The following is a 26,130-nucleotide window of genomic DNA, read 5'->3' as shown; positions in this document are numbered from 1 at the left end:
CCATGTCGTCCACGCCGCCCTCACTCGACGGCGACGGGCGGCAGATCGCCGGGGAGCAGGGTCACCAGGTCGTCCGTCGTCGGCTCCACCAGTTCCACGACCCGCTGCGCGTGCCGTTCCGTCATGCGCTGGAAGATCTGGCGGGCGGTACGGCCGTTACCGAAACGGTCGTCGCGGACCAGGTCGCCGAAGTAGCCGAGCAGGGCCTCGCGGGTGTCGTCCGGCAGCTCGTACTCGTGCTTGGCCGCGTGGAACTCGACGATTCGGCCCAGTTCCTCGCTGCCGTAGTCGTCGAACATCAGGGTGCGGGTGAAACGGGAGGCCAGGCCCGGGTTGATGTCGACGAAGCGTTCCATCTCCTCGGGGTAGCCGGCCACGATGACGACGACGTCGTCGCGGTGGTCCTCCATGAGTTTGACCAGGGTGGCGATGGCTTCTCGGCCGTAGTCGTTGCCCTGCCCGGCGGGGGTGAGGGCGTACGCCTCGTCGATGAACAGGACGCCGCCGAGGGCACGTTTGAAGACGGCGGTGGTCTTGGGCGCGGTGTGGCCGACGTACTCGCCGACCAGGGATCCGCGGTCGGCCTCGACGAGGTGGCCGCGGGAGAGCAGGCCGAGGGCGGCGAGGATACGGCCGTACAGGCGCGCCACCGTCGTCTTGCCGGTGCCGGGGTTGCCGGCGAAGACCAGGTGGCGGCTGAGCGGCGGGGCGGCGAGGCCCGCTTCGGTGCGCTGGCGGACCAGCTGCATGACCTTGACCATGGTGCTGACGTCCTGTTTGACGCTCTCCAGGCCGATCAGATCGTCGAGTTCGGCCAGCACCTCGGAGAGTCTCTCGGCGCGGGTCTGCCGGGTTCCGGTGCTCTTGGCGTCCGGTGTCGCGGGGCCGCCGGCCCGCCCGCCGGGTGCCACCGCGAGCGCCCCGGCGCCCGGAGCGGGCAGCGGTTCGCCGCCGAGCGCCTCTTCCGGCATCGTGCTGATCTTCACGTCGTCGACCCGGCATCGCTCCATCACCGGTTCGGCGCCGTCGGCGAGCTTGAGGTCCTCGTCGGTGTCGTGGATACGGCAGCCGCGCAGCAGGGGCGTCGCCGCGCTGCCGACGTAGACGGCGGGGAAGCCGGTGGCGCTGATGTCGCAGTCCTCGAAGCGGCCGGCTGCGTTGTCGGCGATGTAGAGGCCGTTCTTCGCGGTGCCGGTGACGGTGGTGCCGCGGACCCGGGGCGTGGCCTTCGCCTGGACGACGAGGCCGGTGCCCTTGGTGTCGGTGATGGAGCAGTCGGTCAGCCAGGCGCCGGAGCCCTCGCGGACGAAGACCCCGGCCGCCCCGGTGCCGGTGACGCGGGTGTCGACGACGAGCGCGGCGGTGCCGGCGCCGATGTCGATGCCGACGCCGGAGCAGGAGCTGACGGAGCAGTCGTCGATGAGGGGACGGCGCTCGGTGCGCAGGCCGATGCCGGTGGCGGCCTTGGTGATCCGGCAGCCGCGGGCGGACAGGTCGCCGCCGTCCACCTCGATGCCGCACAGCCCGGTGTCGTCGATCTTGGTGTCGGTGAGGGTCAGCAGGGCCTGGTCCACGCTGCGCAGCCCGTGTTCCGGGGTGCCCTGGACGCGGCTGTCGTGGAGGGTCACCCGGCTGCCGTCGCCGGCGTGGACACCGGTGTAGGCGGAGACGGTGACGGCGCAGTCGGTGAGGGTGAGGTGTGCGGTGTCGGAGGCGTAGACGCCGTTGGCGCCGGAGCGGGTGAAGGCTCCGCCGCGTACCTCCACCTGTGCCTCGCCGCCGGCGGCGAGGCCGGAGCCGGTGGTGTCGGTGGTGGTGGTGTCGTGCAGCCGCAGCCGGCCGGCGCCGGTGGCGACGACGCCGGCCGCCCGGATGTCGCTGATCCGGCAGTCGATGAGGGAGGCGACCGCGCGGCCGGTGACATGCACCGCGTCCCGGCCGGTGCGGGCGATCTCGCAGCCGCGCAGGGCGACCCCGAACTCGCCGCCGGCGGACGGCGCTTCACCGGTCGTGTCGTCGTCGGGGGCGGTGTCGGCCCCGGCGTCGCCGGTGATGACGATTCCCCCGGCCTCGCTGTCCCCGATCCGGCAGGTGCGCAGCACGGGCCGGGCGCTGTCGTCCACGGCGACGGCGGCCGCCCCGGTGTGGGTCACGGAGCACAGTTCAAGGGAGGCGCGGGCCGAGCCGGTGATCCGGATGCCGTGGCCGCCGGTGCGGGTCACCGAGACCCGGGTGAGGGTGGGGGCCGCGCCGTGGTCCACCAGGATGCCGACGGCGTCCACGTCGCTGATGCCGGTGTTCTCGACCACGGCCCGGCTGTCACCGGCGAGACAGAGGCCGATGTCGCCGGTGTGGTGGAGTTCGCAGTCCCGGAAGACGGGGGTGGCGGTGCCGGTGACCCGGGCGCCGGCGCCGGTGATCTCGCAGCCGGAGATCTTCACCGCGCCGGCGGTGACGAGGACGGCGGGTTCCTTGCCGCGTCCTTCGAGGACCAGGCCCTGCACCCGGCCGCCGGGGCTCTGCACGGTGAGGGCCGGGCCGTGGGCACCGGCGACGATCTTCACCGTGCCGCGGCCCTTCTCCGCGGCGAGCGTGATGTCGCGGTCCAGGACGACGCTCTCGGTGTAGGTGCCGGGCTGGACGGAGATCACGGCCCCGTCGGGGGCTTCGCGGACGGCGGCGACGATGGTCTTGTACGTGCCCCAGCCGCGGGGGGCGACGCGCAGCCCGGCCGTCATGTCGAGGTGCAGGTGAGCCGCACCTGCGCGGCGGCGACATGGACGCCCTCGGCCGCGTCACCGCGCTCGGCCCCGGCGTCCACGAGCTTGACGGTCACCCGGCCGGTCCGGACGGTGAACGAGGGGGAGGTGAACCACCGGCCCTGCTGCTTCTTGCCGACCTGGTCGACCATGAAACCGCCGAGCGCCTTGGGCTGCTTGTCCGCCTCGGCGCCGGCGGCGTAGTCGTCGCCGTAGTAGTAGAAGTACGCGGGCGAGCCGCCGACCAGGGTGCGGGAGGAGTTGGTGGGCACGAAGCTGGAGATCCGGCAGGACGCGATGGTGAAGCGGGAGCTGAAGTCGTACTTCCACAGGCCGTACCGACTCGCGTCGAAGGCGCTCGCCTTGCCGGAGACCGGCATGGAGAGGTAGCCGCCGGTGCAGGCCTCGCCGGTGTAACCACCGCTGTCCGACTGGGTCCAGGCGGTGGTGCCGTCCGCGTCGGTCCCGGTGGAGTAGCCGTAGGCGGCGAAGCTGGTCGAACCGTCGCTGCTCGCCGCGCAGTCGGGGCCGGCGATGGCCTTCCAGGTCTGTCCCGAGCTCTGTCCGCCGGCCTGGTAAGGCGTGGCGTCCGGGCTGGGGACGATGGGCTTGACCTCACTGGGCAGAGCGAAGGCCGGGCCGCCGAGCGCGCCGTACACCAGCGCGCCGAGGGCGACGGCGAGGAGCGTGGAGACGCTCACCACGAGCATGCGCTTGCCGGTCCGGCCTCGCGGGTCCTCCGGCCGTACGGATTCGGCGAATGCGGAGGAGAACTCTCGCCAGTCCTCATCAATCATGCGGGAAAGCACCCCTCAAATGTTGAGTGTCTGAATAATCCTGGGAAAGCCAAAGGGAAAGGGACGGCCGGATCAATGGCCGCGGTACGGGCGCACCGGTGGGCTACTCGGCCGCAGGGCACCCAACTTGAGTTACGTACGAGGTCACGGGCAGGTTCACGTGTTTTCTCTCACGGCGCCCGGAGCGGGGATGGGTGCTGACGCGGCGGCTACGTTCCTACTCAGGAACTCACCGAACCTGACAATGGCAGGAGCGCAATGTCCCCCCAGATTTCTCAGATCGCCGTTGTCGAGCAGCACAGCCTGGTGCGCCTGGGTCTGGAGACCCTGCTCTCCGGCAGCGCGCTGCTGCGGGTGGTGGCGCTGGCCGCGGACCCCGCGGAGCTGCCGGAAACCGACGCACAGTGCCTGGACGTCGTCGTCTACGGCGCTCCGCCACAGCCCGGACCGTCGCTCGCCAAGACCGTCGCCGCCCTCACGCAGTGCGGACGGGTGCTGGTGGTCGCCGACTTCGCAGGCTGGCAGCCGGTGACCGACGCGCTGCGCGCCGGAGCCTACGGCTGTGTCGGCAAGCAGGCGGGAGAGCAGGAGTTGCTGCGCGCGGTGGAGACGGTCGCGCTGGGCGGTCTGCACATCGCGCCCGGCCTCGCCACCCGGCTCCACCACGAGCTGCGGCAGCCCGCCGGCATCCCCGCCCCGGCCCTCGCCCACCGGGAGCGGGAGGCGTTGCGGCTGCTGGCCACAGGGTTGACGCATGGTCAGATCGCCCGGCGGATGGGGCTGACGGAGGCCACGGTCAGCACCTACGTGAAGCGGATCAGGAACAAGCTGAACGTCCGCAACAAGGCGGACCTGACCCGGAAGGCGATCGAACTCGGCCTGCTCCAGGAGGACGAGTTCCGCAGCCCCGCGCTCGCCGGCGGCTTCTCCCCCGCCGGGTACTCCTCCGCCGCCTGACATCGCACCGCGTCCTTCCCGTCGTGAACCCCCGTCGCAAAGCCCCGCGTTGTGAAGCCCCGTCGTGACCGCCGACCCGCACAGCCTTGTGCGGGTCGGCGGTCACAGTCGTACGGTCGTACGGCCGTGCATATGTCGACGAGCCGTCAGATGTGGTGTCCCAGGCTGACGATGGCACCGAACGCGCCGAACGTCGCCACCGCCAGGGCGACACTGCCGCCGGCCAGTACCGAGCCGAAGCCGGCCAGCCACCGGGGCCGTGCCATCGCCGGCAGGTCCGGGCGGCGCATCATGCGCCGGAATCCGTAGACCAGGAGCACGGCCGCGGTCAGGGCGCTGCACACGGGCCCCAGCCAGCTCCCCGAGCCGAAGCGCTCGGGGCCGGTGATCAGCAGGGTGAACAGCCCGGCCGTACCGGCCACCAGCAGCGGCACCACCTCGGCGACCAGCCGGGCCGACCCGGCGCGCAGCAGGGCCGCGAGCCCCAGCAGACCGGCCGCGAGGTTGGCGTACGGGGAGCCGGAAGCCGCCATGACCACAAGGCCGCCGCCGAGGACCAGGCTCAGGACGCCGCTCCAGGTCGCCAGCAGGACGGTCGCGGCGCGTACGGCGTGGGCGACCTCGTCGTCGCGGGGTTCCTCCTGCACCCGCATCCTGACCCGCCGCCAGGTGAAGGCCACCGTGCCGCTGACGGCCGAGGGCACGACGGTGAGCAGGGCGAACGCGACCACGGCGACCACGCAGGCCGTCTGCATCCCGCTGGCCCGCAGCGCCGCGAGGCCGATGCCGAGCACCGCCGCGACGGCGGCCGTGAACAGGGTGGCCGAGGTGGTCACCGCCGGCGCCGCCACGGCGGCGAGGAAGGCACCGAGCAGCGCGCCGAAGGCCAGGGCCGCCACGGCCAGCCCAGTCCTGGTCATGACGCCTTCCACACCGAGCTGTTCGGTGCCGTAGCCCAGGGCGGCGGACCAGGCGCACAGGGCCAGCGCGGGCACCGCGCACAGGGCCATCGTCATCCGCAGGGCCGCCGGGACGGACCAGCCGCGCTCCATCGCAACCCACGCCAGCACGGGCAGGGCGAGCCCCGCGGCGAGCGCGAGGTCGAGCAGGACGCCCGTGCCCGGGCGGTGCCGGGCGGCGAGCACGAACAGGGTGGCGACGAGCCAGCCCAGGGCGAGCGCGGTCAGGGTGTACGTGCGGGAGCGGGCGTCCCACCGGCGGTCCAGGGCGCCCTCGGAGACCTCGGCGACCCGCTCGGCGACGTCGTGCACGATCGGGTCGTCCAGCTCGTCGGCGGTGGCATCACGCAGGTAGAGGACCTGCCCGTCGGTGACGCCCAGTTCCGAGAGCGACCACTCCGGGGCGAAGGCACTCCCGGTCGCCGCGCCCAGGGTCCAGGCCGCCGGCATGATGTCGGACTCCCGCTGCTCGCACAGGCGCGCGAGGGTGTCGGCATAGCTCACGATCGGGGCGCCGGCCGGGACCGCGAGGTCCACCTTCCGGCGCTCGCCGACGACGGTGATACGGCAGTGCTCATCCACGATGACGATTCCTCAGGGGATGCAGGGGTGTTCCGCCGCCGGGGCGACGGTCAGCGGTGCTGCCAGGTACGGGAGTTGGCCCATTCGGCCTCGGAGTAGTTGTTCCAGTTGACGTGCATCGCGTTGGCGATCTCGCCGAGCACGCCGCCCGGGCCGAAGAGACCGTTGGCGGCGTAGTTCCACTCCGCTTCCAGGCCCTCGAAGTACTGCTGTGCGGCGCCGTTCCAGTCCCCGCCGGCGAGGACCGGCTGGAGCTTGTTGATGAGGTCGTGGAGCTCGTCCGCGATGGTCTGGGCGACGCCGTTGATGTGCGCGCCCGAGCCTGCGAGTTCCTCCTTGACCATGAGGTTCGCGCCGTCGACGTTTCCTGCCATGATTCACTCCCTGGTGGTTCCGGATGCCGTGTGGGACGGTCGGGAAAGGCTGGTTTGACGATGCGTCAGCTGAGGTTGGCGCTCGACAGACCGGCCTCGATGTTGTTGATCGAGGTGATGTTCTGCTGCTCGGTGTCGGTGTAGTTGACGTAGTTGCCGCGCAGCCCGCTGGCGATGTCGGTGAGCGCGTCGTGGAGCATGCGGGAGTAGATGTCGTACTCCTGCATGAGAGCCTGGAAGGTGTCCTGGGCGATGCCCTGCCACCAGCCCTCCATGTTGACCACGTAGGTCTTGAGGTCCGAGAGTTGCCCCTGGATCTCCGCGGCCGTGCTGTCGCACGACGTCGCCGCCAGCGAAATCTGCTCCGGTGTCACCTTGAAGTCGGTCACCGTACTGCTCCTCTCCGGGTGGCCTGATACCGGTCCAGTTCAGCGTCGCAGCGGCGGCGGGAGGTCGACAGATCCCCATTCCGGTGTCCCCGACGCCCCGCGGACGGTGTCCCGTTCCGGGGCGGTGCGACGGCGGACATGCCGGAAATCCCTTGCTTGGCAAGGAACTTGAGATGACGTCAGATATCGGCCCAGGCGCGGGCGTTCAGGGACCCTCGCCCACGGGGCCGGCGCACCGCTCCGGCCAGCCTCCGCCGCCGGTCTGGCCGCCCCGGCCACGCAGCGCCTCGTCCAGGCCGGCGAGCGCGGCGCGGTCGGCCTCGCCCAGTTCGGCGTTCGTGTCCTGGCCCGGTGCGGACGCCGGTGCACCGCCCGAAGCGGGCAGTTCGCGCAGCAGGACGACCGGGGACGGCCCGGCGCGCCGTACGTCGAGGATCATGAACGGGGTGCCGGGGGCGAACACCACCTCCTGGACCTCCTCGGGCCCGTCGGGGGCGTGGAACAGCGGCCGGGCGAGCCGGCCGGTCACCGACCAGATCGCGTACCGCGGGCCGGGCGGCCGGCCCGCTCCCCCGGCCGCGCGCACGCCGCTGAGCGGGGCGCGGTCCCGGAGTACGGTGCCGGGACGCAGCGGGTCGTTCTCCGGGTCCTCCGCGTGCGGCAGCGCGGAGCCCGCGCCGCGCAGGACCGCGCCCCGGTGCGTCGGCAGCCGGCGCAGCGCCGACACCAGGCAGGCGGCGAACGGCAGGAGCCGGTCGTCGCGGCCGTGGCAGGCCGCGGCCAGCGCGTGGTGGTCGAGCAGGCCGCCCGCCTCGTCGAGGTAGAGCCGAAGCGCCGTCAGGTCCGCTTCGGCGGCTTCCCGTTCGGCGTCGGCCATGGCCGGCAGCCTGCCGAGCGCGCGGGCGACGGCGGGCGCGTGCCGCTCCCAGGCCGGGCCGGCGAGCAGCCGCAGGGCCGTGTGCTCCGCGGGGCTGCTGCGGTGACCGGCGCGGAAGGACGACCGGGCGGGCGCCGGCCGTACCGGCTCGGTGGCGTCGGGGCGGGGCGGGCCCGGCCGGGGTGTCCGCCCCTCCGCGGAGGCGGCGGCCGGGGTGGGCCGCCGGCTCAGGTACTCCCACGCCTCGTCGAGGTCGGGCCCGGCGGGCGGGTCGGGGACCAGCGGTCGCCGGGGGGCCGCGATCTCCTCCCGTCCCCGGATCAGATGCTCCCAGGCTCCGGCGAGATCCGGCGCGGCGACCGGATCGGCGGCGGTGCGGGGCACGGCCGCCGGTGTGACTTCGGCGACCGGGGTGCGCGAGTACGGCACCACCTCGGCCCCGCCGGACGCGGCCGGTGCCGGGGCCGGCGGGGCCTCGGTGCGCACGCCGTGGCGGGTGGCCAGCTCGCGCAGTGCGGGAGCATCCTCCGCGGTGGTGCCGTACACCTGGAGCGTGGTGCTCGCGCACACCTGCGTCGGCAGCGAGCCGAGCAGGCGGTCCAGCGCGGGCCACAGCGAGTGGTCCGGCCGCTCCCCCGGGACACCGGCCTCGACGACCGGTCCCTCCGGGCCGACCGCGAGCCCCGCCCCCGGGCGGACGGCACCGTGCGCACCGACCCACAGCCCCGCCCGGGTCACCGTGACCCACCAGCGGTCGGTGAGCCGGACCGCGCCGTCCGGCGTGCCGTCCGCGCCGGGGAGGGGTGCCGCACAGCCCAGCAGCCGGGGTTCGCGATCAGGGTGGCACTCGGCGGCGTTGACGAACGGCAGCCAGCCTGGGGCGCCGTCCGCCCCGAGCACGACGGAGCGGACACCGCGGGTGCCTCCGGACGGGCCGTCGGTGAGCAGCGGCAGCCCGGTGGCGGCCACCACCGCAGCGCCGAGCCGGTCGGCCACGTGCTGGGCGAGCGGCAGCAGATCACCGGGGCCGCCGGGCGCCAACCGCACGCTGTCGCGCACCGGTTCGGGCAGGACGGACAGCAGACCGGCGACGTCGTCCGCCGCCACCTCGTCTCCCGGCAGGCCGCCCACCACCACGGTGAGCCGGCGGGGGTCGAGCGGAACGGTGTGGTAGAGATCGCCCACAACCGTGCCGGGCGCCCGTGCCGGCCGCAGCAACAGGCCCGCGGGGATCCGCTCGGTCACGTGCCCGCCCGCGGTGCGTCCGGGCACCGCGTCGAGCGCGACCTCCCACGCCGGTCGCGGGCAGCGCGCGCCGATCGGCACCGGGGAAGCGGCACCGGGGGCGAACCCCAGCCAGCCGCCGGGGGCGTACAGCGAGCCACCGGGCACGGTGTGCACCGCGGCGGCGGGAGCCTCCACGGTGACGCCCCAGCCGTCGGCGATCTGCCGGGCCAACGCCGGGTGGCCCGGGCGTTCCCCGCCCGTGCCCGCCATCGCCAGGCGTACGGCGGTACGGCCGGACGCGCGCAGCGAGTCGAGCAGTCCGCTCAGGCGGGGCCAGAAGTCCGCCTGCGCCATGGTCCCCGGGTCGGAGAGCAGCGTGACCGTGGGGTCGCCGGCCCAGCGCAGCACACGCACGAGATCGTCGACATAGGCATCGCCCGCCGGCGCGGGGGTGCCGGAACGCAGCACCAGCAGGCGGTCGTGCTCCTCGACGCGTACCGCCGGGTCACCCACGGTGGCCCCGCCGGTGGTTGCCTGTGCCATCCCCGCTCACTTTCGGGTCGATATCGGGGCGCGGTACGGGCGTCCGGCGCGCGGTCGGGGGCTTCCACCTCGCCCGCCGGGGCGCCACGCACCCGTTCCTGGTCCGTTCCGCATCAGGAGCGTCCCGCCACGGCCGAGCACGAGGTGGCGACCGCGGCCTCGTCGTCCCGGCCGACGACCGACGACTGCGGCGACAGGACACCGGTGTTCCTCCCCTGCCTGGCCGCCACCACCGGAACAACCTCCCGCGGCGCAACCACCCGCCGCACCCGCGGGGCAGCACCGGTGGCCGCGGCAGTGACATCGCCGGCCGCCGGAGGCATCCGAGCCTCGCCGACGGCCGGGGGCATCCGCGACTCCGCGAGGGCCGAGTGCGTCCGCGACTCAGCAGCCACCGGAGGCCTCCGCGCCTCGATGACGGCCTGCGACGACCGCGACTCAGCGGCAGCCGCAAGCGCCCGCGGCTCGCTGGCAGCCGAAGACGACCGCGACTCAGCGCCGGCCGGAGGCGTCCGCGACTCCGCTGGGGCCGCGACCGCCTGAGGCTCACTGACGGACGAAGACGACCGCGCCCCGCCGGCAGCCTGCGACGTTCGCCGCTCGGCGGGAGTCGCGGTCGCTCGCGGCTCGCTGACGGCCGTGGTGGTCCCCTGCTCGCTGGCTGCCGCGGGCGGCCGATGCGCGCTGATCGCCGGAGGCGTCAGGTGGTGGTCGTAGGTCGCCGGTGGGGTCGTCACCGGGACCGGTACGGCGGACGGCAGGTGTGGGGCGGGCGGAGTGGCGTGCGCGGCCTCCAGCTGCTCCCGGTAGCGTTCCGCGGCGCGCAGCCATCGGTCGTTCGGGCCCGGCACCTTCTGCCGCAGGGAGATGATCGACGGCGCGATGCGCAGGGCGAGGGCGATGTCGGCGGTGTCCCGCCAGCAGGCGTCCGCGTTGGCGGCGGCCTGCTCGGCGTCCACGCTGTCCATGCCGGCGGTCACCAACAGGCTGAACGCCACCCGCCGGTAGAGGTCCGCCGCGAGGGCGTTGTGTCCGGCGAGCCGCATCACGTGCGCCCTGATCTGGCGGATCTGCAGGGACGTGGGGTGCTCCGAGCCGTGGTCGGTGAACGCCTCGCGTTCGAGCGCGGTGGCGAGAGTCGTGGCGTCGTCGTACCGGCCTCCGTTGGCGGCCTGCACGATGCCGCCGATCCGCTCGCGGTAGCGGGAGAACCCGTCCGGCGCGGGTGCCTCCCCGGCGGACGCGACAGCGGCCTGCGCGTTCGCCGCCTGCGCGTCGGCGGCCGGTTCGGGCAGGGCGTCCGGGTCGGCGCCGGCGGTCGGCGGCCACAGCATCCGGACGCCGTGCTGCACGGCGAGCCTGCGCAGCATCCGGCTCTCCTCGGCCGAGCGGCCGGGTGCGTGCAGGACGGCGTACTCGCGTGCCTCGGGATCGAGGTAGTCGAGCACGTGCGACAGGGCGGACCAGCAGGTCTCGTCGAGCGGCTGGTCCGACGGGCCGATCTCGACGGCGAGTTGGTCCGCGAGCACGGGGCGGTCGGCGAGCGGCAGGGGCTGTCCGACGGGTCCGAGGGCGAGCCCGGACCGGGTCATGGCGACCTGCCACCGCTCCGAAAGCCGGACCACTCCGGCGTCCTGTTCCCGGGCGTCGGGCACCGGGGAGCGCCAGCGCAGCAGCCGGGGACCGGGGGCCTCGTCGCCGCCGGACGCGGCGGGGCGGCAGACCACGGCCTCGACGTAAGGCCGCCAGGTGGGCCGGCCCGTGCCGTCGACGAGGACCGACCCGGGAACGGCGTCGGCGCCGGCGTCCGGTGTCACGGCCCGGGCCGCCAGGGGCGGGCCGGTCAGCACCTCCACCTCGACGTCCAGCGCGTCGGCGACCTGCTGGGCGGCGGGCAGCAGGTCGCCTTCGGCGCCGGGTGCGACGCGGATCCGCGCGCGCACCGCGGCCGGCAGCGCGGCGAGCAGCGCGGCCAGGTCGTCGGCGGGGATCCGGGCGCCGCCGCCGGGGCCCGGCACGCCGACCAGCACGGTCGGGTGGCCGGTGTCGACGGGCACCGCGTGGCACAGCGCGCCGGGGGCGGGCGGCGGGGTCCCCGGGGGCTGGAGCAGGACACCGGCGGGGACGGGGCGGACCGTGTATCCGCCGGCGGTGCGTTCGGGCAGCGCCGCGAAGGCGGTCTGCCAGCCGGGAGCCGGATGGCGGACGCCGAGCGGTGTCGGCTCCGTGCCGGGCTGGAAGAGCTGCCAGCCGCCGGACGGCTCGGCGGGGTCGGGGACGAAGAGGGTGCCGCCGGGGACGAGCAGCGCGCTGCCCTCGGGGGCGATCACGCCGAACCCCCAGGCGTCGGCGATCCGCTGGGCCAGCGCGGGCCGGTCGGCGCCCCCGCTGCCCGCGCCCGAGACGACCAGGCGCAGGGTGGTCGTACCGTCCTCCCGGAGCGTGTCGAGGACGTCGCCGAGCCGGGTCCACAGCGCGGGCGGCACCGGACCGTCCACGCCGACCACGACGGTGGCGACGGTCTGGCCCCCTTCGGCGCCCAGCGACCGGGCGAGTTCCGCCACGTCGTCCGGGCCGGGGACGGCTTGTTCGGTGGGGCGCAGCAGCGTCAGCCCGTCGTACCGGTCGACGAGGACGGGCGTGTCGAGCTCTCCCGCCGTGCCGCCGGGCTGCTGGCCCCGGGCCGGTGCCAAGCGCGTGAAGAGAGTGCCCCAGCGGGACATGAACTGCTCCTTCCGTGACGGCATGCCGCCCAGCGCGGGCGTAGGTCCATGGGCGGCCTGCCGTCCCTCCGGTGCACCGCCGCCCGCCTGCGGGGACCGCCGTGGTGGCGGTCCTCGCTGCGACGGGCCGGCTGCGCGGGTTCCCGGCCGCCTCCGCATACAGCTACGGATGACCGGCAAGATCGGTTCGCCGCTCGCGGTTACTCCGGATCGCCGGGTAGCGGCCGGTCCGGGCCGAGCGGTGGGACGGCGGCCGGTGACAGGTGCTCGTGCACGCCGAGCCAGCGGCCGTCGGCCTCCCGGCGGAAGACGATGGTCTCCCGTTCGTGGAGGGTCTCCTCGCCGGCGTCGGTGGAGATCCGGGTCTCGACGGAGTGGGTGAACACCGCGGTGTCGCCCCAGAGTTGGACCATCCGGTCGTAGGAGAGGCAGTTCAGCACCCGGAATCCGTCCTCCAGCACCCAGCGCGCCATGACCCGCCGGTACTCGGCGACGGACTCGATGCGCTGCTCGGCGGTGTGGAAGACGAAGGTCGCGTCCGGGGCGAAGGTCGTGAAGTAGTCGTTCAGGCGTCCCTCGGCGTAGGCGGCCACGAGGTCGTCGGCGGCCTGGAGCACCTGTTTCCGGTCGTCGCTCATGTCGGTGTCTCTCGTGAGGAGGAAGGGGAGGGGTGGGGGCGGCGGCGCTAGACCGCCACGAGGAGCAGCGCCCCGGCGCCCAGGCACAGCCCGAGTGCCTGAGGTACCGTCACGCGTTCGCCGTCGAGCACGAGTGCGAGCACCACGGTGGCTGCCGGGTAGAGGGACACGATCGGTCCGACCACGCTCAGCAGACCCTGGTCCGTCGCGAACAGGCAGAAGGCGAAGGCGGCCGAGTCGAGTGCCCCGGCCAGTACCACGGGCAGCCACGGCACGGGCACGCCGCCCGCCTTCGGCCACCCGCGCAGCGCGCCCGGGGCGACGCACAGGATGGAGACGGCGCGGGCGCCCACCAGTGGCCACAGGCCGGCGTCCGGTCCCGGATGGGTGATGAACACCAGCTGGAGTCCGAGCGCTCCGCCGGTCGCCAGGGCCAGCAGCAGCGTGCGGGTCGCGACGGTGGCCTGCCGGATCCGCCCGGCCTGGCTCACCAGGGCGATCGAGAGCACCGCGCAGCAGACCCCGCACAGCGCGAGCGGGCCGGGCGCCGTCTGGACGGCCAGTCCGACGACCAGGGGTACGACGGCCGCCGTCACCGCCGTGACGGGTGCCACCAGCACGATTCCCTCGGCCGCCAGCGTCCGGTAGAGCAGCACCAGCCCCAGCAGGCCGAGGGCGCCGGCCCCGAACCCCCAGGCGAGGGCGGACAGTCCGGGCCCGTGCTCGGCGGTCGCCGCCAGCCAGACGGCGATCACCGGGAGGGACAGCACCTGGGAGAGGAAGACGACCCGCGCGGCCGGCACGGTCCGCGAGGCCCTGGCGCCGCAGTAGTCCGCCGCGCCCCAGCCGAGCGCCGCCACGGCGGCCAGCAGTGTGGTGACCATCAGGCACGCATCCGGCTCAGCAGCACGTCGCGTCTGGCGTCGGCCAGGTAGCGGGCCGCCTGGCGGGGCGTGCACACGGCGTCCTCCGCGAGTTTCAGGGTCTCCGTCACCAGGTCACGCAGGGCTCCCCGCACCTTGGACAGGGAGGCGGCGGCGTTCGGGGCGACATCGCCGTAGAGCACCCACCACCACCAGGCGTTGGTCCCGGAGTTGGCGACGACGTCGGGTACGACGACACAGCCGCGGGCGCGGAGCCGCTCCTCCGCGCCCGCTGTCACGGGCAGGTTCGCCGCCTCCACGATGTAGCGGGCCGCGACCCGGTCCTGGTTGTTCTCGTGGACGGTGTAGGAGGTCGCGGCCGGGACCAGCAGGTCGGCCGCGAGCGACAGGCAGTCGTCCCGGTCCAGGAGGACGTCGTCCGGACCGAGCCGGCCGCGGTCGACGGCTCCGTACGCCCGGCGGTGGCGCAGCATGTCCTCCACGGCCAGGCCGCGCGGGTTGGCGACGGTGCCGTGGACGTCGGAGATGCCGACCACCCGGATTCCCGCCTCGTTCAGGAAACGGGCAGTCGAGCCGCCCATGGCGCCGAAGCCCTGGACGACGGCGGTGGCGGACGTCCGGGAGACGCCGTCCCGGTCCAGGACGGTGAGGACCGCCTCCGCGACCCCGCAGCCGCCGACCAGTTCGGCGAGTCCGATGCCGTCGACCTCGACGGCGAACGCGTCGGCGAATCGTTTCCGCGCCGCCTGCGGGTCGTCGAGGGTGCGCACGACGGGGGCGATGCAGCCGTCCACGCCCAGCTCACCGAGCACCTCGTCGATGAGTTCCGTGGTGGTGCCGAGGTCGTCGCCGGTCGCCCAGTTGTTCTCCAGGTACGGCCGGATGAAGGCGAGGAAGCGGGAGAGCACGCCGCGCGCCTCGCTGCTGAGCGGGTCGCAGTCGATGCCGCCCTTCGCGCCGCCCATGGGGAGGTAGCGGCCCGTGGGGTCGTAGTGCAGCGCCTCCTTGACGCTCATCGCCGCCGCCAGTTCCCTGACCTCCTCGTGGCGGCAGCCTTCGCGCATCCGCAGGCCGCCGCTGGCCAGGCCCCGGACGAGCCGGTCGATGACGAGGAAGCCCTGGCGCCCGGTGACGGGGTCGGTCCAGGTGAGTGACGCTTCGGGGGGTCGGGCTGCCGCGCCGCCGGCACGGGCCGCGGGCGGGGTGAGAAGACCGCTGTTCACGGCGATGGGCTCCTAGCGAAAGCCGATGCGGACTGACCACGGAGCGCGCCACTGGCGGTCGTGGAAGACCCGGAAGCGGCCACTCACGCGCGCTCCGACGGTAGTTCCGGCCGTGGATCACTGGGCAGTCCCCTGTTCCGGGGTATGGCCGGCGCCCCTCTTGGGGAACCGCTTCGCGGTAGCCTCTCCCTGTTCGATCAACTGCACAGGTCACGCGAGGAACCGAGGAGCCAGCCGGAGACCACGGGCGACCCGACGGCACCGGCGGACGTACCCATGCCGGATTCCGTCGCGGCCGGCGCGCTCAATCACGCGATCCTCCGGGTGGCCCGTCTGCACCGCATGCTGGCCGGCCAACTGCTGCGCCGGGTGGGGCTCCACCCCGGCCAGGAACTGGTCATGATGCAGCTGTGGGACCGGGGCCCGCAGCGGCAGACCGACCTCGTCCGGCTGCTCGGCTCCGACGCCGCCACCATGACGCGCACCGTCCGGCGGCTGGAGAACGCGGGCTTCGTCCGCAGGCATCCCTGTGCCACCGACAGGCGGGTCACCATCATCGAGCCCACGGCGGCCAGCAACGCTCTGCGCGGTGAGGTGGAGCAGGTCTGGATGGACCTGGAGACCAGCGTCGCCGAGGGCATGACCCCGGCCCAGCAGGCCGAGGCCGTCGAAGTCCTGAGCCGTATCGAGGAGAGCCTCGCCCGCGCCACGTCACAGCAGAGCTGACCAGGATCGGGGCGAACATCAGCGGCGAGGCCGGCGGCCGCCGACGGCAGGGTGTCAGGCCGTCAGCGTGCGACCACGAGGTCCGCCGAGCCGGCCGGCTTGCGGCGGGCGGCGACGCGGTCCAGGACGTACTGGAGGGTGAGACAGCCCAGGCCCCAGGCGGCCAGGGTGGTGACGGCACCGGTGAGATGCGCGTCGTGGAAGTAGGCGGCGCCCCGGAGCCCTCGTACCGCCGCGGCCGGCGGCAGGACCGAGGCCAGCGGGGAGAGCCAGGCGGGCAGGAAGGTGGCCGGCAGGATGCCGCCGGAGGTGGCGTTGCCGAGGATCAGCAGGACCACGGAGGCGACCGGCATGCCGAGCGGCCCGAACACGCGCAGCAGCACTCCGGCGGCCGCGGCGGCCGCCCACGCCAGCAGACCCACCACGAGGGTGACCACCGCGAACGGGGCGGGCAACGCGCTCAGGGCGGTGTGCCCGATCAGGGCCACCATCACGCCGGAGGCGGCGGCGAAGACCAGCATCGAGGCGACCCGGACGGCCAGCCGCAGGCGTGGCGCTATCTGGTAGGAGGAGACGGCGAAGAGGAAGCCGGCGAGCACCACGCCGAAGGCGGCGTAGAACACCGACAGTCCGCGGGAGTCGGCCGCCGCCAGGGGCAGTACGTCCTTCACCGGAAGCGGCTTGCCGACCGCGGCGGTCATCGCCGTGGCGAGACTGGACACCGTGGACGGCCCCTGTGCGCCGGCGACCAGCAGTCGCGTGCCCCGGCCGTCGGCGACCAGGGCGGCCGGAACCCGGTCGTGGACGACGGCCCGGCGGGCGGCCGCGGTGTCCGCGTACCGGTAGAAGGTGTAGCCGTCCGGGGCCGCATTGTTGAGGGCGAGTTCGGTGCGCGCGGCCACCTTGTCGGAGGCGGCGATGCCCACGGGCTGGTGGCGGGCCGACGGGGCGTGGAAGGCCGCGAGGTACACGGCGACGAACACGGTGCCTATCGCCAGCGCGGTGATCACCGGGACGAGCATCGCCTTCCGGGTGCCGGCGGCCGCCGCGAGCACCGGGGCGGGCAGTCCGGGTTCGGAGTCGACCAGCGCGTGCCTGGCGTGCCGTGCGTGATCGGCGGCGGGGTCGGCATCCAGGGGGTACGGGGTCGGCTGGGGCGGCGCGCTGACGGAGGGCTGTATGCCGTGGTGCATGGGGCGAGGGCTTTCCGGGTCGGGCGGGCACTGGGCCCTCGTGGTTTTCCGGGGTGGGACTGAGCGCGGGGCGTTCGTGGCTTGTCGCAGGTGGACGAGGGGCGGTCCACCGGCCCGGGTGGACGAGGGGCGTGGTCTGCCGCCCCATGCCGTACCTGCCCGCGGAGCAGGCCAAGGCCCTGGCCACCCGCCATGTGCGCATCTTCGTGGACGGCCTGCGCCCGAACGACCCCCGCCCGCTGCCGCCCTCCCCGACCCACCGGGAAGTCGCCGCCCATCTGCACACGGACGCGGAGAGCGACTGAGGCCGACCGCGACGGGGCCAGTAGGGCGGAACAGCCCGTGCGCCTCGCCCGGGGCGGCCCCTACAACACCCCCGACCGGGCCACCAGCTTCGGCGGCGACCACACGGCTACACCGACCGCCCCGCCCTCGACTGACCCCCAGCCCGGAACCGCGACCGGCACAGCTCGGCGCCCTTCGGTCACGCCTCTCGGAGCTACGTCTTGATGAGGTATACGAAATATGCGAGCCGCCCCAGTGCCACAACGAAGAACGCCGCGGGCGGGGCGAGAAACCAGATGCTCAGCCAGCGCTTGGCGACCGGGATCAACGTGACCAGAACGGTCAGGGGTGCCAGGAGGCAGACGAGGTAGCCGGCCAGGATGCTGAACGGCAACGCCTCGGACGAGTCGCAGGCCACCCAGGTGTAGACGCCTGTGACGAAGTTCAGGAACGCCAGTAAGACGATGAAGACAGCTGCGCCCAGGACGGCGGTGACGGTCGGCCGTCGGCGTACGGATGTCTCCGGCGATGGCATCTCGGCTCCCCCTGGCGGTGACACCCTGCGCGCAGACTAAGCCGACGCAACGGCACCGGACAGGGTTCTGCCGAACTGGTGACCGATCCGTTCCCGGAGGCCACCGTTCAGGCCAGGACCGCCATGAACTCCGTGCAGGCCACGGCGCACGCCCGGCAGGCGGCCGCGCTCTCCTCGGCGCCGGGGCGGGTGTCGAAGGCCTGCGCGCACTGGAGGCAGATCGTCCGGCACCACTCCAGCTGGACGCGCAGACCGCCCTCGTCCCGGGCGTTCTCCTCGGTCAGCGCCCGGCAGGTCGCGTCGCACACCTCGGCGCACATGATGCCCGTACGGCGTACCCGCTCCAGCTCGACCGTCCCGTCGGGATCGAACACGCCGGCGCGCAGCGCACACATTCGAGCACACTCCGTACAGGCCTGTGCGCAGGCGAAGCGATCCTCGAGGTATCCGTAGAGCTCCTGTTGAGAAGTCGTCGACGTCATGCACCCCGGGTTGCCGAGGTACGGACCCGGCAAACCCGTCGCCGCGGGCGGTTCCGGTGGCCGCCGTCGCCCGCCGTGCCCGGTCGGCCACCGAGCGCGTCCGGTTCGTCCCGTTCTGGGCGGGGTATCCCCTTGCTATGAGTACGGTATCGATGGAGCTGGCCGCTCCCAGCGGCCTGTTGAGTCTCGGGCTGTTCGTGGTGGCGGTGGCCGTACTGGCGATGCTCGCCGGGGGCTTCTGGCTGGGCAACCGTGTCAAGTACCGCGAGTCGCTCCGGCCGCGTCCCGATGAGCAGCCGAAGCTTCCACCAGAGGGCGCGGTCCATGAGATCCGGGAGAACCGCGAGTCGGAGGAGATTCCCCGGATGCCCAAGGGCGGACGTCCGCTCACCCCCTACGAGCTGAGCAATCAGCAGACCAGGCCGAGTACGTCGACGGACCGGCCGCGCTGGAGCAAGGGCAGCAGCGGCTCGTTCGGCGGTGGCGGGCTCGGCGCCCACTGACCCTAGACAGCCCCCCGGCCCGCGTCGAGACGTCCGACGTGGGCCACGTTCCCGAGATCCTCGGCGTCCTGGCTCGGCGTTGCCGCGAACCAGGCGTCGAGGATCTCCTTGAGCACCGGCTGCGAGGTCAGGCGCAGGCTCAGGGCGAGGACGTTGGCGTCGTTCCAGCGGCGGGCGCCGTCCGCGGTGTACGCGTCCGTGCACAGGGCGGCGCGGACGCCGGGCACCTTGTTCGCGGCGATCGAGGCGCCGGTGCCGGTCCAGCAGCAGACGATCGCCTGGTCGGCGCCGCCGGCGGCGACCTCACGGGCGGCCGCCTCCGAGCAGACCGCCCACTGCGGGTCGGCCCCTGGCTCCAGCGCGCCGTACGTACGCACCTCGTGGCCCCGGCGCCGCAGCTCCTCGACGAGGAGGCGCGCGACAGGTTCGTCCATGTCGGAGGAGACGGAGATCATCATGGTTCTCTCTCTTCTCCCCCGCCCGGAGGGCCAAACTCTCCGCGTCGACAGCACTGCCCACCTCATCGCGGAGCACCGACCACAGGGCGTGTGAGCTCACCCGTTGCGCAGCCGCGCCCACGTGTTCGGGCCGATGATGCCGTCGGCGGTCAGGCCGCGGCTGGTCTGGAACGACTTGGCGGCACTGGTGGTGAGGGAGCCAAAGACGCCGTCGACTCCCCTCGGGCCCACGTAGAAGCCCCAGAGCTGGAGCAGGCACTGGGCCTCGCTCACCACGTTTCCGGCGGCGCCCTCACGGATCGTGGGCGGCGTGAGCCGGTTGTCGAAGCCGCAGTAGGCCGGATCCTTGGCCGCGGAGGGGCCTGCGGCTGCGAGCGGGGCAGCGGCGGCGGCCGACGTCCTCGCAGGAGCGGGAGCCGCGGCCGCGACAGCGGCCGCACCGGCCAGCACGAGGACGGCGACGGAGGCCGTGAGACCTCGTTTGATCTGCATGATGCTCCTTCGGAGTGATCGGTACCGGGCCGGGCGTTCGAGCCGTCCACACCCGACGAAGCGAGATAGACGTGACTGAGCGGCCTCGATACGAGACCGCCCCGACGCCCGCACACCAAGAGTGACTGATTCAACACGTAGGGCAACAGAGCGCGTGAGGTGGCGCGCGGGGCAGGTCATCACCGACAGGCGGCCATCCCCCTGTGGACGTGAACCGGTTCACCCGGGCGTGCGTCCAAAGCATGACGCGTACGCCGTTACCGCAGGCAGAGCGCCTTCATGAAGCCATCGGCCGACCGAACACGGACACGTCGTGGAGCTCTCGACTCGCCTGCTTCCCGGCGCGGGACGACGCCGGGCGGGGGTCCGGGCCCGCGGCAGGGGCGGGCGGAAAGGAAGCCAGATGCCTCCCCGCGGGGATGGAGTCGGGCGGGTCCGGCCTCTTCGCAGGCCTCATCGCCCGTGCCGCCGTACCCTTCGTAGTGTCTACGGCGTCACATAGCGGGCGCCAAACCACTGGAGGCAACACCTCGTGCTGATTGCTCAGCGTCCGTCCCTGACCGAAGAGGTCGTCGACGAGTTCCGGTCCCGGTTCGTGATCGAGCCGCTGGAGCCGGGCTTCGGCTACACCCTCGGCAACTCCCTCCGTCGCACCCTCCTCTCGTCGATCCCCGGCGCTGCTGTCACCAGCATCCGTATCGACGGTGTCCTGCACGAGTTCACCACCGTGCCGGGCCTCAAGGAGGACCTCACCGACCTGATCCTCAACATCAAGCAGCTGGTCGTGAGCAGCGAGCACGATGAGCCGGTCGTGATGTACCTGCGCAAGCAGGGCCCGGGTCTGGTCACCGCCGCCGACGTCGCGCCCCCGGCCGGTGTCGAGGTGCACAACCCCGATCTGGTCCTCGCCACGCTCAACGGCAAGGGCAAGCTGGAGATGGAGCTGACGGTCGAGCGTGGCCGCGGTTACGTCTCCGCCGTGCAGAACAAGCAGGTGGGCCAGGAGATCGGCCGTATCCCGGTCGACTCCATCTACTCGCCGGTGCTCAAGGTCACGTACAAGGTCGAGGCGACCCGTGTCGAGCAGCGCACCGACTTCGACAAGCTGATCGTCGACGTCGAGAGCAAGCAGGCGATGCGGCCGCGTGACGCCATGGCGTCGGCCGGCAAGACCCTGGTCGAGCTGTTCGGTCTCGCCCGCGAGCTGAACATCGACGCCGAGGGCATCGACATGGGCCCGTCCCCGACGGACGCCGCCCTCGCCGCCGACCTGGTACTGCCGATCGAGGAGCTCGACCTCACCGTCCGGTCGTACAACTGCCTCAAACGCGAGGGCGTCCACTCCGTGGGTGAGCTCGTCGCCCGCTCCGAGGCCGACCTCCTGGACATCCGCAACTTCGGTGCGAAGTCCATCGACGAGGTCAAGGCGAAGCTGGCCGGCATGGGCCTGGCCCTCAAGGACAGCCCGCCCGGATTCGACCCGACCGCCGCCGCCGACGCCTTCGGCGCGGGCAATGACACGGACACGGGCTTCGCGGAGACCGAGCAGTACTGAACGCCGCGTGACGGCCGGGTCACGGGGGACCCGGCCGTGAGGAGACGGCACAGCGGACCCCGGGAGGAGATGTTTCGGCAGGGGTTAGGCGATGAACCCCGACTCCCGGCATAGCCACCCGGCCGGCCCCCGCCGCCCCGCCTGACCTTCGGGAGTCCACGGTCGCGCGGGGCACAGGCCGGACGCCGTTCGCTCGCCGCCCAGACTCCAGGGCCTTGACCGTTCGCGGGCCGTTCGAGAAGCGCGCGCCTCGGCGCCGGCCATCGGTCCAGGAAACGAGGCGAAGTCGTCGCGGTCTGGTGTACCCCCTGGACGGCTCCCTCGGCGTCGGCAGGGAACCGTCCGCGTCTGACATCAAGGTTCCCAGGATGAGGCGGCGACCTGCACCCCAAGGACCGCCCGGTCGTCACCGCGGTCGACCGAGCGCGCCCCAGCGCCTCGGTGATCTCAGTCCGGACATCCCCGTCCCTCCCTGCGATCCGGTCGCGTATCCGCACGGCGACGGATCGTAGGCGGACTCTCCCGACAGGCGCGGCAGAACGACGGGGTGGGCGGGGCCGGAAGGAATCGTTCGGCGAACGGTCGTGGTGGCCGCGTCGTGTGAGGCGATATCCCGGCGAACCGGGGTAGCCGCCAGAGGCACGGCGGTTGGATGCCCACCTTCAAGGAGAACCATGTTCGTACTCACGTCCCGTCGTCTGCGCGGCGTCGCCCGTCGGGTCTTCGGCTGGCAGCGGTTGCGTCCGGCCCAACTGAGTGCGATGAAGGCCGTGATGAAGGGGCGTGACGTACTCGCCGTCATGCCGACCGGCGCGGGCAAGTCCGCCGTGTACCAGGTGCCCGCGGTCCTGCTCGGCGGTCCGGTCGTGGTCGTCTCGCCGCTGATCGCGCTTCAGCGGGACCAGATGCAGAGCCTGCTCGGATCCGGCGCGCTGCGCGCCGCCGCCATCAACTCCGCGCAGCGCCGAAGCGACAACGAGACGGCATGGGCCCGCATCAGCGCCTCCTCGGTCGACGTGGTCTTCCTCGCTCCCGAACAGCTCGCGAAGCCGGACGTCACGGACCGGCTCGCTGCCGTCCGGCCCCGGCTGCTGGTCGTGGACGAGGCACACTGCGTGTCGTCCTGGGGACACGACTTCCGGCCGGACTACCTGCGGCTGCGCCACGCGCGCGAGCGGCTCGGCAACCCGCCGGTGCTCGCCCTGACCGCGAACGCGGCGGCCCCGGTACGCCGGGACATCGCCGAACGTCTCGGCATGAACGACCCGGTGGAGACAGTGGCCGGCTTCGACCGTCCCAACATCCACCTGGACGTGTCGGCCTTTCAGGACGGAGCCGCCAAGGAGCGGTTCGTCGTGGAGCGGGCGGCCGTCGAGGAGAAGCCGGGAATCGTGTACGCGGGCACGCGGCGCGCGGCGGACAGCTACGCCGAGCGGTTGAGGGACCTCGGACTGTCCGCCGCGAGCTACCACGCGGGCCTCTCCGCCGCCGACCGCGGCCGAACCCAGGACCGGTTCAGCTCCGGTGAACTCGACGTGGTCGTGGCGACCTCGGCGTTCGGGATGGGCATCGACAAGGCGAACGTGCGGTTCGTCCTGCACGCCTCCGTCCCCGGCTCGCTCGACGCCTATTACCAGGAGATCGGCCGGGCCGGCCGCGACGGGGCGCCGGCCAGGGCGATCCTCGCCTACCGCCCGCAGGATCTGGGCCTGCAACGCTTCTTCGCCGCCGGCGCTCCCGACGCCGACGCGCTGCGCCGCGTCGCCGAGCGGCTGCGCGGCGAGGCGGGCGCCGTGGGCGCGACCCGGTTGCGGGCCGACTGCGGACTCGACGCGACGGCACTGTCCGCCGTGCTCAACCTGTTGGAGGAGGCCGGGGTCGTCCGTACCGGACGGGACGGCAGCCGCTTCACCGGCGCGGTCGGCGCCGACGGCGCCTTGGCGGATGACGAGGTCGACGCCGCGGTACAGAGCGCCCTCGCCGTCCACGCCACGCACCGCAAGCTCGAACAGTCCCGGGTCGACATGATGCGCGGGTACTGCGAGACGACCGACTGCCGGCGGCGGTTCCTCCTTGGATACTTCGGCGAGTCCGTCCCCGTCCCGTGCGGGGCCTGCGGCAACTGCACAGGCCCGCTGGCCAAGCCTGCGAGCGGGCTGAGGCGCGAGCGGTCCGGGAACGCCGGAAGGCCGTACAAGGCGGCCACGCGGCGGCGCCGGTGGACCCGGGCCGGTGCGCGCGCGGGCGCCTCCGCGGGTGCCGTCCGGGCGGCGGAGACGGTCGCACGCCCCGCGGCGGACGACCACGCCTACCTGCCGGGCGTCCGCGTGCGCCATGACCAGTGGGGCCACGGCGAGGTCATGAGCGAGGGCGACGGCAAGATCACCATCCTGTTCGAGTCGGTCGGCTATCGCACGCTGTCACTGGCCGTGGTGACGGACAAGCAGTTGCTCGCCACGTTGCCCGACGCACCGCGCTGACGCCGGACCCGCGAGTCCCGGTCGTCGAGAGGCGGCCCCGCCGTAGCGGGCGGCGGGCTCATGGCGGGCCGCGCCCGCCAGCTCACCGGCATCGACCGGCACCACACGTCGTACCGCACCCGCCGCGGTCACCGTGCCGAACCTGTACGCCGTGCCGTCGGCGGTCGGCTCCAGGGCCGGTGAGGCCGATCGGGTCAGGCGCGGCGCGCCTCGGGTGTGCGGGCGGTCGTCGGTGCAGGATCGGTGATGCGGCCGCCCCGGGACGGGCCGCACCACCCCGTGAGGAGGCCCGGCCATGAAACTCCGCGACCACCCGCTGTTCCGGCCGCTCGGGTCCGGCGGCTCCCTCGGCGGCACTCCGGCGGCGGCATGACCACCGCTCCGGGCGGTGGCCGTTACGGCGAGGCCGTCTTCCGTCCCGGACAGGTGGGCGAGGGTGAGCGCATCGACGTCGGCGCCCTCGTCTACGACGACCTCACCATGGCGCGGCTGCGGGCACTCGGGGCCGGCCCCGGCTGGCGTTGCCTCGACGTGGGCGCCGGCACGGGCACGGTCTCCCGCAGGCTCCTGGACGAGGCCGGGGTGGCGAGCGTGCTCGCCGTGGACCGGGACGTACGGTTCCTCACCGAGCGGCCCGGACTCGAGGTGCTGGAGGCCGACATCACCGCCGCCCCGGACTCGATCCGCGGCCGGTTCCGGCTCGTCCACGCACGCTTCGTGCTGATGCACCTGTCCGAGCACGACCGCCTGATCACCGCGTTGGCCGGACTCGTGGAGCCGGGCGGGGTGCTGGTGCTCAGCGACGCGGTCGACCTGACGAGCGACCGGACGCCCGGCACGCCGTACTCCACGGTGATGCGGGCGATGTGGCAGGGGCTGCGGACGACCATCGGCACCGATGTCTCCTGGGTGCCGTCGTACCCGCAGCTGCTGCGGGGGGCGGGGCTGGTGTCCGTCGCCGCCGAGATCCATGTGCCGCCGCTGCTGCCGGGCAGTCCCATCAGCCGCTTCTGGGCGGACACCTGGGAGCGGAGCCGGGCGGCGATGCTCGCCACCGGCCTGGTCGACGACGCGGCCGTCGACGCGGCGGTCCGCTACCTGGACTCCGACGAGTGCGCCGCGCTGTCCGCCGGCATGCTGACCGCCTGGGGACACAAACCCGAGGCGGAGAACGCGCGCTGACGCGCCGCGAACAGCGGGAGCGGGCTCCCGCTTCCAGGTGAGCACGCTCAGTCGAGCAGGACGCCACGCCCGCCTCGCTCCGGCACGCCCGCCTCAGTCCGTCGCGCCGGCCGCGCGGAGCACGGCCGCGGCCATCCCGCGCTCGCCGCGCGCGTTGGGGTGCGCCGGGGCCGCCGCTGCCGCCGGGATCAGCGGCTCGATCCAGCGCGTATCGGGGTCCGCGCAGGCGTCGTGGCCCGCGGAGGGGGTGTAGGTGTCGACGTACCCGGCGCCGACGGCCCGCGCCCGCTCCCGGAGCATGGCGTTGAGCTGCCGCTCCTTCTCGCGCAGGAAGCTCACATCGCCCGGCGCCAGCCCCATCGCGGTGCAGTCGGTTCCCTCGGCGGGCAGGATCGCCGGATACCCGACGACGTAGATCCGGGCCCTGGGTGCTCGGCGGCCGATCTCGTCCAGGGTGTCGGACAACCGGCCGGCCGCCGTCCTGATCCTCCCCTCGATCTCGTCGGTGCCGCCGGACACGTACCGGCCGCGGCACGGCGCCCGGTCTGCGGTGCCGGCCCCCAGCCGTTTCTCCAACCGGTATGCCACGCCGCTCCTGACGCAGGTCGTGATCAGCGAGCCGAAGCCGATGTCGTTGCCGCCGATGCCCAGGGTGACCGGCCGTGTCGCGGTGGTCAGGGCCGACAGTTGGGCGGGGTTGACGCCGTGGTCCGTCGACTGCGGTGCGAGCAGGTCGCCCGTGACGGCCCCGCTGCAGCTGACGTCCTCGAACTCGGCCGTCCGCACGCCGAGTCCGGCGGCGACCAGTGCCGGATAGTTCCGGTCGGAGCGCTCACAGCCCGTGGGCCGGCCGTTCTGGTCGGGGATCCGCGGCCCGGCCGTGTAGGAGTCGCCGAGCGCCACATACGGCCCCTTCGGCGGGGCGGGCCGGGACGCGGCGGCCACACCGCCGTCCCGGCCGACGGCCACGGCGGCGACGAGCGCGACGCACGAGGCGACCGCCGCCAGTCCGAGCCCGGTACGAGTCCTCATCCGAGTGTCCTGCCTCCTGCTGGGGTTCCCAGGCTCTCCGGACACGGTGTGTCCTGTCGTCGTCCCCCTCTGGGCAACCTGCGGACTCGGTGCGCAGTACACGCCTGCGCACCGGCGTACTGCGGTTGCAGCAGGGCCTACCGCGGTCGGCGTACGGCGGCGACTCCGCGTACCCGGCCGTATCCGCGTGTCGCATCTGCGCAGAACCAGCACACAGGCTGCACACTGCCCGGCCAAAGGCTCGCTACCGTTCTGGCCGTTCGATCCCACGTGCG

The 26,130-nt window shown here is 73.4% G+C and carries 23 protein-coding genes; 7 read left to right on the top strand and 16 right to left on the bottom strand.

Going from position 1 to position 26,130, the window contains the following annotated elements; translation table 11 throughout:
- Positions 1 to 20: 20 nt before the first annotated feature.
- Together ACGFZQ_RS13145 and ACGFZQ_RS13140 are read right to left on the bottom strand one after the other, a co-directional pair.
- On the bottom strand, positions 21 to 2,738 hold the full coding sequence (locus ACGFZQ_RS13145) for a right-handed parallel beta-helix repeat-containing protein (RefSeq protein WP_393840424.1): 2,718 nt from the start codon (positions 2,736 to 2,738) through the stop codon (positions 21 to 23).
- Positions 2,735 to 3,556 carry a hypothetical protein gene (locus ACGFZQ_RS13140; RefSeq protein WP_393840423.1) on the bottom strand — a complete coding sequence of 274 codons (822 nt, stop codon included), beginning with the start codon at positions 3,554 to 3,556 and terminating at the stop codon, positions 2,735 to 2,737. The genes ACGFZQ_RS13145 and ACGFZQ_RS13140 overlap by 4 nt, the downstream gene beginning before the upstream one ends.
- A 258-nt stretch (positions 3,557 to 3,814) precedes the next feature.
- Here ACGFZQ_RS13140 and ACGFZQ_RS13135 point away from each other — a divergent pair, with 258 nt between their 5' ends.
- On the top strand, positions 3,815 to 4,513 hold the full coding sequence (locus tag ACGFZQ_RS13135) for a response regulator transcription factor (RefSeq protein ID WP_393840422.1): 699 nt from the start codon (positions 3,815 to 3,817) through the stop codon (positions 4,511 to 4,513).
- Positions 4,514 to 4,659: 146 nt separating this feature from the next.
- Here ACGFZQ_RS13135 and ACGFZQ_RS13130 read toward each other — a convergent pair whose 3' ends face one another.
- The 8 genes from ACGFZQ_RS13130 to ACGFZQ_RS13095 form a co-directional block, all read right to left on the bottom strand.
- Positions 4,660 to 6,054, bottom strand: coding sequence for an EsaB/YukD family protein (locus ACGFZQ_RS13130; protein ID WP_393840421.1), 1,395 nt, complete (start codon positions 6,052 to 6,054; stop codon positions 4,660 to 4,662).
- Between the two features lie 50 nt (positions 6,055 to 6,104).
- Positions 6,105 to 6,428, bottom strand: a complete 324-nt coding sequence (locus ACGFZQ_RS13125) for a WXG100 family type VII secretion target (RefSeq protein WP_393840420.1) — start codon at positions 6,426 to 6,428, stop codon at positions 6,105 to 6,107.
- A 65-nt stretch (positions 6,429 to 6,493) separates the two neighbouring features.
- On the bottom strand, positions 6,494 to 6,817 hold the full coding sequence (locus ACGFZQ_RS13120) for a WXG100 family type VII secretion target (RefSeq protein ID WP_351710677.1): 324 nt from the start codon (positions 6,815 to 6,817) through the stop codon (positions 6,494 to 6,496).
- A gap of 205 nt (positions 6,818 to 7,022) precedes the next feature.
- Positions 7,023 to 9,464 (bottom strand): hypothetical protein, encoded by a 2,442-nt coding sequence (locus ACGFZQ_RS13115; RefSeq protein WP_393840419.1) that lies wholly within the window; start codon positions 9,462 to 9,464, stop codon positions 7,023 to 7,025.
- A gap of 113 nt (positions 9,465 to 9,577) precedes the next feature.
- Positions 9,578 to 12,187 carry a hypothetical protein gene (locus tag ACGFZQ_RS13110; protein ID WP_393840418.1) on the bottom strand — a complete coding sequence of 870 codons (2,610 nt, stop codon included), beginning with the start codon at positions 12,185 to 12,187 and terminating at the stop codon, positions 9,578 to 9,580.
- A gap of 200 nt (positions 12,188 to 12,387) precedes the next feature.
- The gene (locus ACGFZQ_RS13105; RefSeq protein ID WP_351737956.1) at positions 12,388 to 12,825 is read right to left on the bottom strand and encodes a nuclear transport factor 2 family protein; all 438 of its coding nucleotides are present in this window, start codon (positions 12,823 to 12,825) and stop codon (positions 12,388 to 12,390) included.
- A 47-nt stretch (positions 12,826 to 12,872) separates the two neighbouring features.
- Positions 12,873 to 13,709, bottom strand: a complete 837-nt coding sequence (locus tag ACGFZQ_RS13100) for a hypothetical protein (protein ID WP_393840417.1) — start codon at positions 13,707 to 13,709, stop codon at positions 12,873 to 12,875.
- A complete protein-coding gene (locus ACGFZQ_RS13095; RefSeq protein WP_393840416.1) occupies positions 13,709 to 14,932 on the bottom strand; it encodes a Glu/Leu/Phe/Val dehydrogenase dimerization domain-containing protein in 1,224 nt (407 codons plus the stop codon). Before ACGFZQ_RS13095 ends, ACGFZQ_RS13100 begins: the two co-directional genes overlap by 1 nt.
- 276 nt (positions 14,933 to 15,208) lie before the next feature.
- Between ACGFZQ_RS13095 and ACGFZQ_RS13090 the strand changes: the two genes are divergently transcribed.
- Positions 15,209 to 15,658, top strand: a complete 450-nt coding sequence (locus ACGFZQ_RS13090) for a MarR family winged helix-turn-helix transcriptional regulator (RefSeq protein ID WP_393840415.1) — start codon at positions 15,209 to 15,211, stop codon at positions 15,656 to 15,658.
- A 62-nt stretch (positions 15,659 to 15,720) separates the two neighbouring features.
- Here ACGFZQ_RS13090 and ACGFZQ_RS13085 read toward each other — a convergent pair whose 3' ends face one another.
- A complete protein-coding gene (locus ACGFZQ_RS13085; protein ID WP_393840414.1) occupies positions 15,721 to 16,851 on the bottom strand; it encodes an ABC transporter permease in 1,131 nt (376 codons plus the stop codon).
- Between the two features lie 146 nt (positions 16,852 to 16,997).
- On the opposite strand from ACGFZQ_RS13085, the gene ACGFZQ_RS13080 reads away from it, so the two are divergent.
- Positions 16,998 to 17,156, top strand: a complete 159-nt coding sequence (locus ACGFZQ_RS13080; RefSeq protein ID WP_393840413.1) for a hypothetical protein — start codon at positions 16,998 to 17,000, stop codon at positions 17,154 to 17,156.
- A 194-nt stretch (positions 17,157 to 17,350) separates the two neighbouring features.
- Here ACGFZQ_RS13080 and ACGFZQ_RS13075 read toward each other — a convergent pair whose 3' ends face one another.
- Positions 17,351 to 17,671 carry a hypothetical protein gene (locus ACGFZQ_RS13075; RefSeq protein WP_393840412.1) on the bottom strand — a complete coding sequence of 107 codons (321 nt, stop codon included), beginning with the start codon at positions 17,669 to 17,671 and terminating at the stop codon, positions 17,351 to 17,353.
- Positions 17,672 to 17,778: 107 nt separating this feature from the next.
- Complete coding sequence (locus ACGFZQ_RS13070) at positions 17,779 to 18,153, bottom strand: ferredoxin (protein WP_393840411.1); 375 nt, start codon at positions 18,151 to 18,153, stop codon at positions 17,779 to 17,781.
- 137 nt (positions 18,154 to 18,290) lie between these two features.
- On the opposite strand from ACGFZQ_RS13070, the gene ACGFZQ_RS13065 reads away from it, so the two are divergent.
- Positions 18,291 to 18,656 carry a DUF6479 family protein gene (locus tag ACGFZQ_RS13065; protein ID WP_351710653.1) on the top strand — a complete coding sequence of 122 codons (366 nt, stop codon included), beginning with the start codon at positions 18,291 to 18,293 and terminating at the stop codon, positions 18,654 to 18,656.
- 2 nt (positions 18,657 to 18,658) lie between these two features.
- Here the strand turns inward: ACGFZQ_RS13065 and ACGFZQ_RS13060 are convergent, their stop codons facing one another.
- On the bottom strand, positions 18,659 to 19,114 hold the full coding sequence (locus ACGFZQ_RS13060) for an RpiB/LacA/LacB family sugar-phosphate isomerase (protein ID WP_351737986.1): 456 nt from the start codon (positions 19,112 to 19,114) through the stop codon (positions 18,659 to 18,661).
- Between the two features lie 96 nt (positions 19,115 to 19,210).
- Positions 19,211 to 19,606 carry a peptidoglycan-binding protein gene (locus tag ACGFZQ_RS13055; RefSeq protein ID WP_393840410.1) on the bottom strand — a complete coding sequence of 132 codons (396 nt, stop codon included), beginning with the start codon at positions 19,604 to 19,606 and terminating at the stop codon, positions 19,211 to 19,213.
- 532 nt (positions 19,607 to 20,138) lie between these two features.
- Between ACGFZQ_RS13055 and ACGFZQ_RS13050 the strand changes: the two genes are divergently transcribed.
- The 3 genes from ACGFZQ_RS13050 to ACGFZQ_RS13040 all read left to right on the top strand — a co-directional run bounded on the left by ACGFZQ_RS13050 (position 20,139) and on the right by ACGFZQ_RS13040 (position 24,823).
- The gene (locus ACGFZQ_RS13050) at positions 20,139 to 21,161 is read left to right on the top strand and encodes a DNA-directed RNA polymerase subunit alpha (RefSeq protein ID WP_393840409.1); all 1,023 of its coding nucleotides are present in this window, start codon (positions 20,139 to 20,141) and stop codon (positions 21,159 to 21,161) included.
- A 674-nt stretch (positions 21,162 to 21,835) separates the two neighbouring features.
- On the top strand, positions 21,836 to 23,641 hold the full coding sequence (locus ACGFZQ_RS13045) for a RecQ family ATP-dependent DNA helicase (RefSeq protein WP_393840408.1): 1,806 nt from the start codon (positions 21,836 to 21,838) through the stop codon (positions 23,639 to 23,641).
- Between the two features lie 369 nt (positions 23,642 to 24,010).
- On the top strand, positions 24,011 to 24,823 hold the full coding sequence (locus tag ACGFZQ_RS13040; protein ID WP_393840407.1) for a class I SAM-dependent methyltransferase: 813 nt from the start codon (positions 24,011 to 24,013) through the stop codon (positions 24,821 to 24,823).
- Between the two features lie 93 nt (positions 24,824 to 24,916).
- Here the strand turns inward: ACGFZQ_RS13040 and ACGFZQ_RS13035 are convergent, their stop codons facing one another.
- Positions 24,917 to 25,855, bottom strand: coding sequence for an SGNH/GDSL hydrolase family protein (locus ACGFZQ_RS13035; protein WP_393840406.1), 939 nt, complete (start codon positions 25,853 to 25,855; stop codon positions 24,917 to 24,919).
- Positions 25,856 to 26,130: the final 275 nt, after the last annotated feature.

Source organism: Streptomyces sp. NPDC048254, from assembly GCF_043201895.1.
Lineage (GTDB): Bacteria > Actinomycetota > Actinomycetes > Streptomycetales > Streptomycetaceae > Streptomyces.
This window is presented reverse-complemented; position numbering and strand designations above follow the sequence as displayed.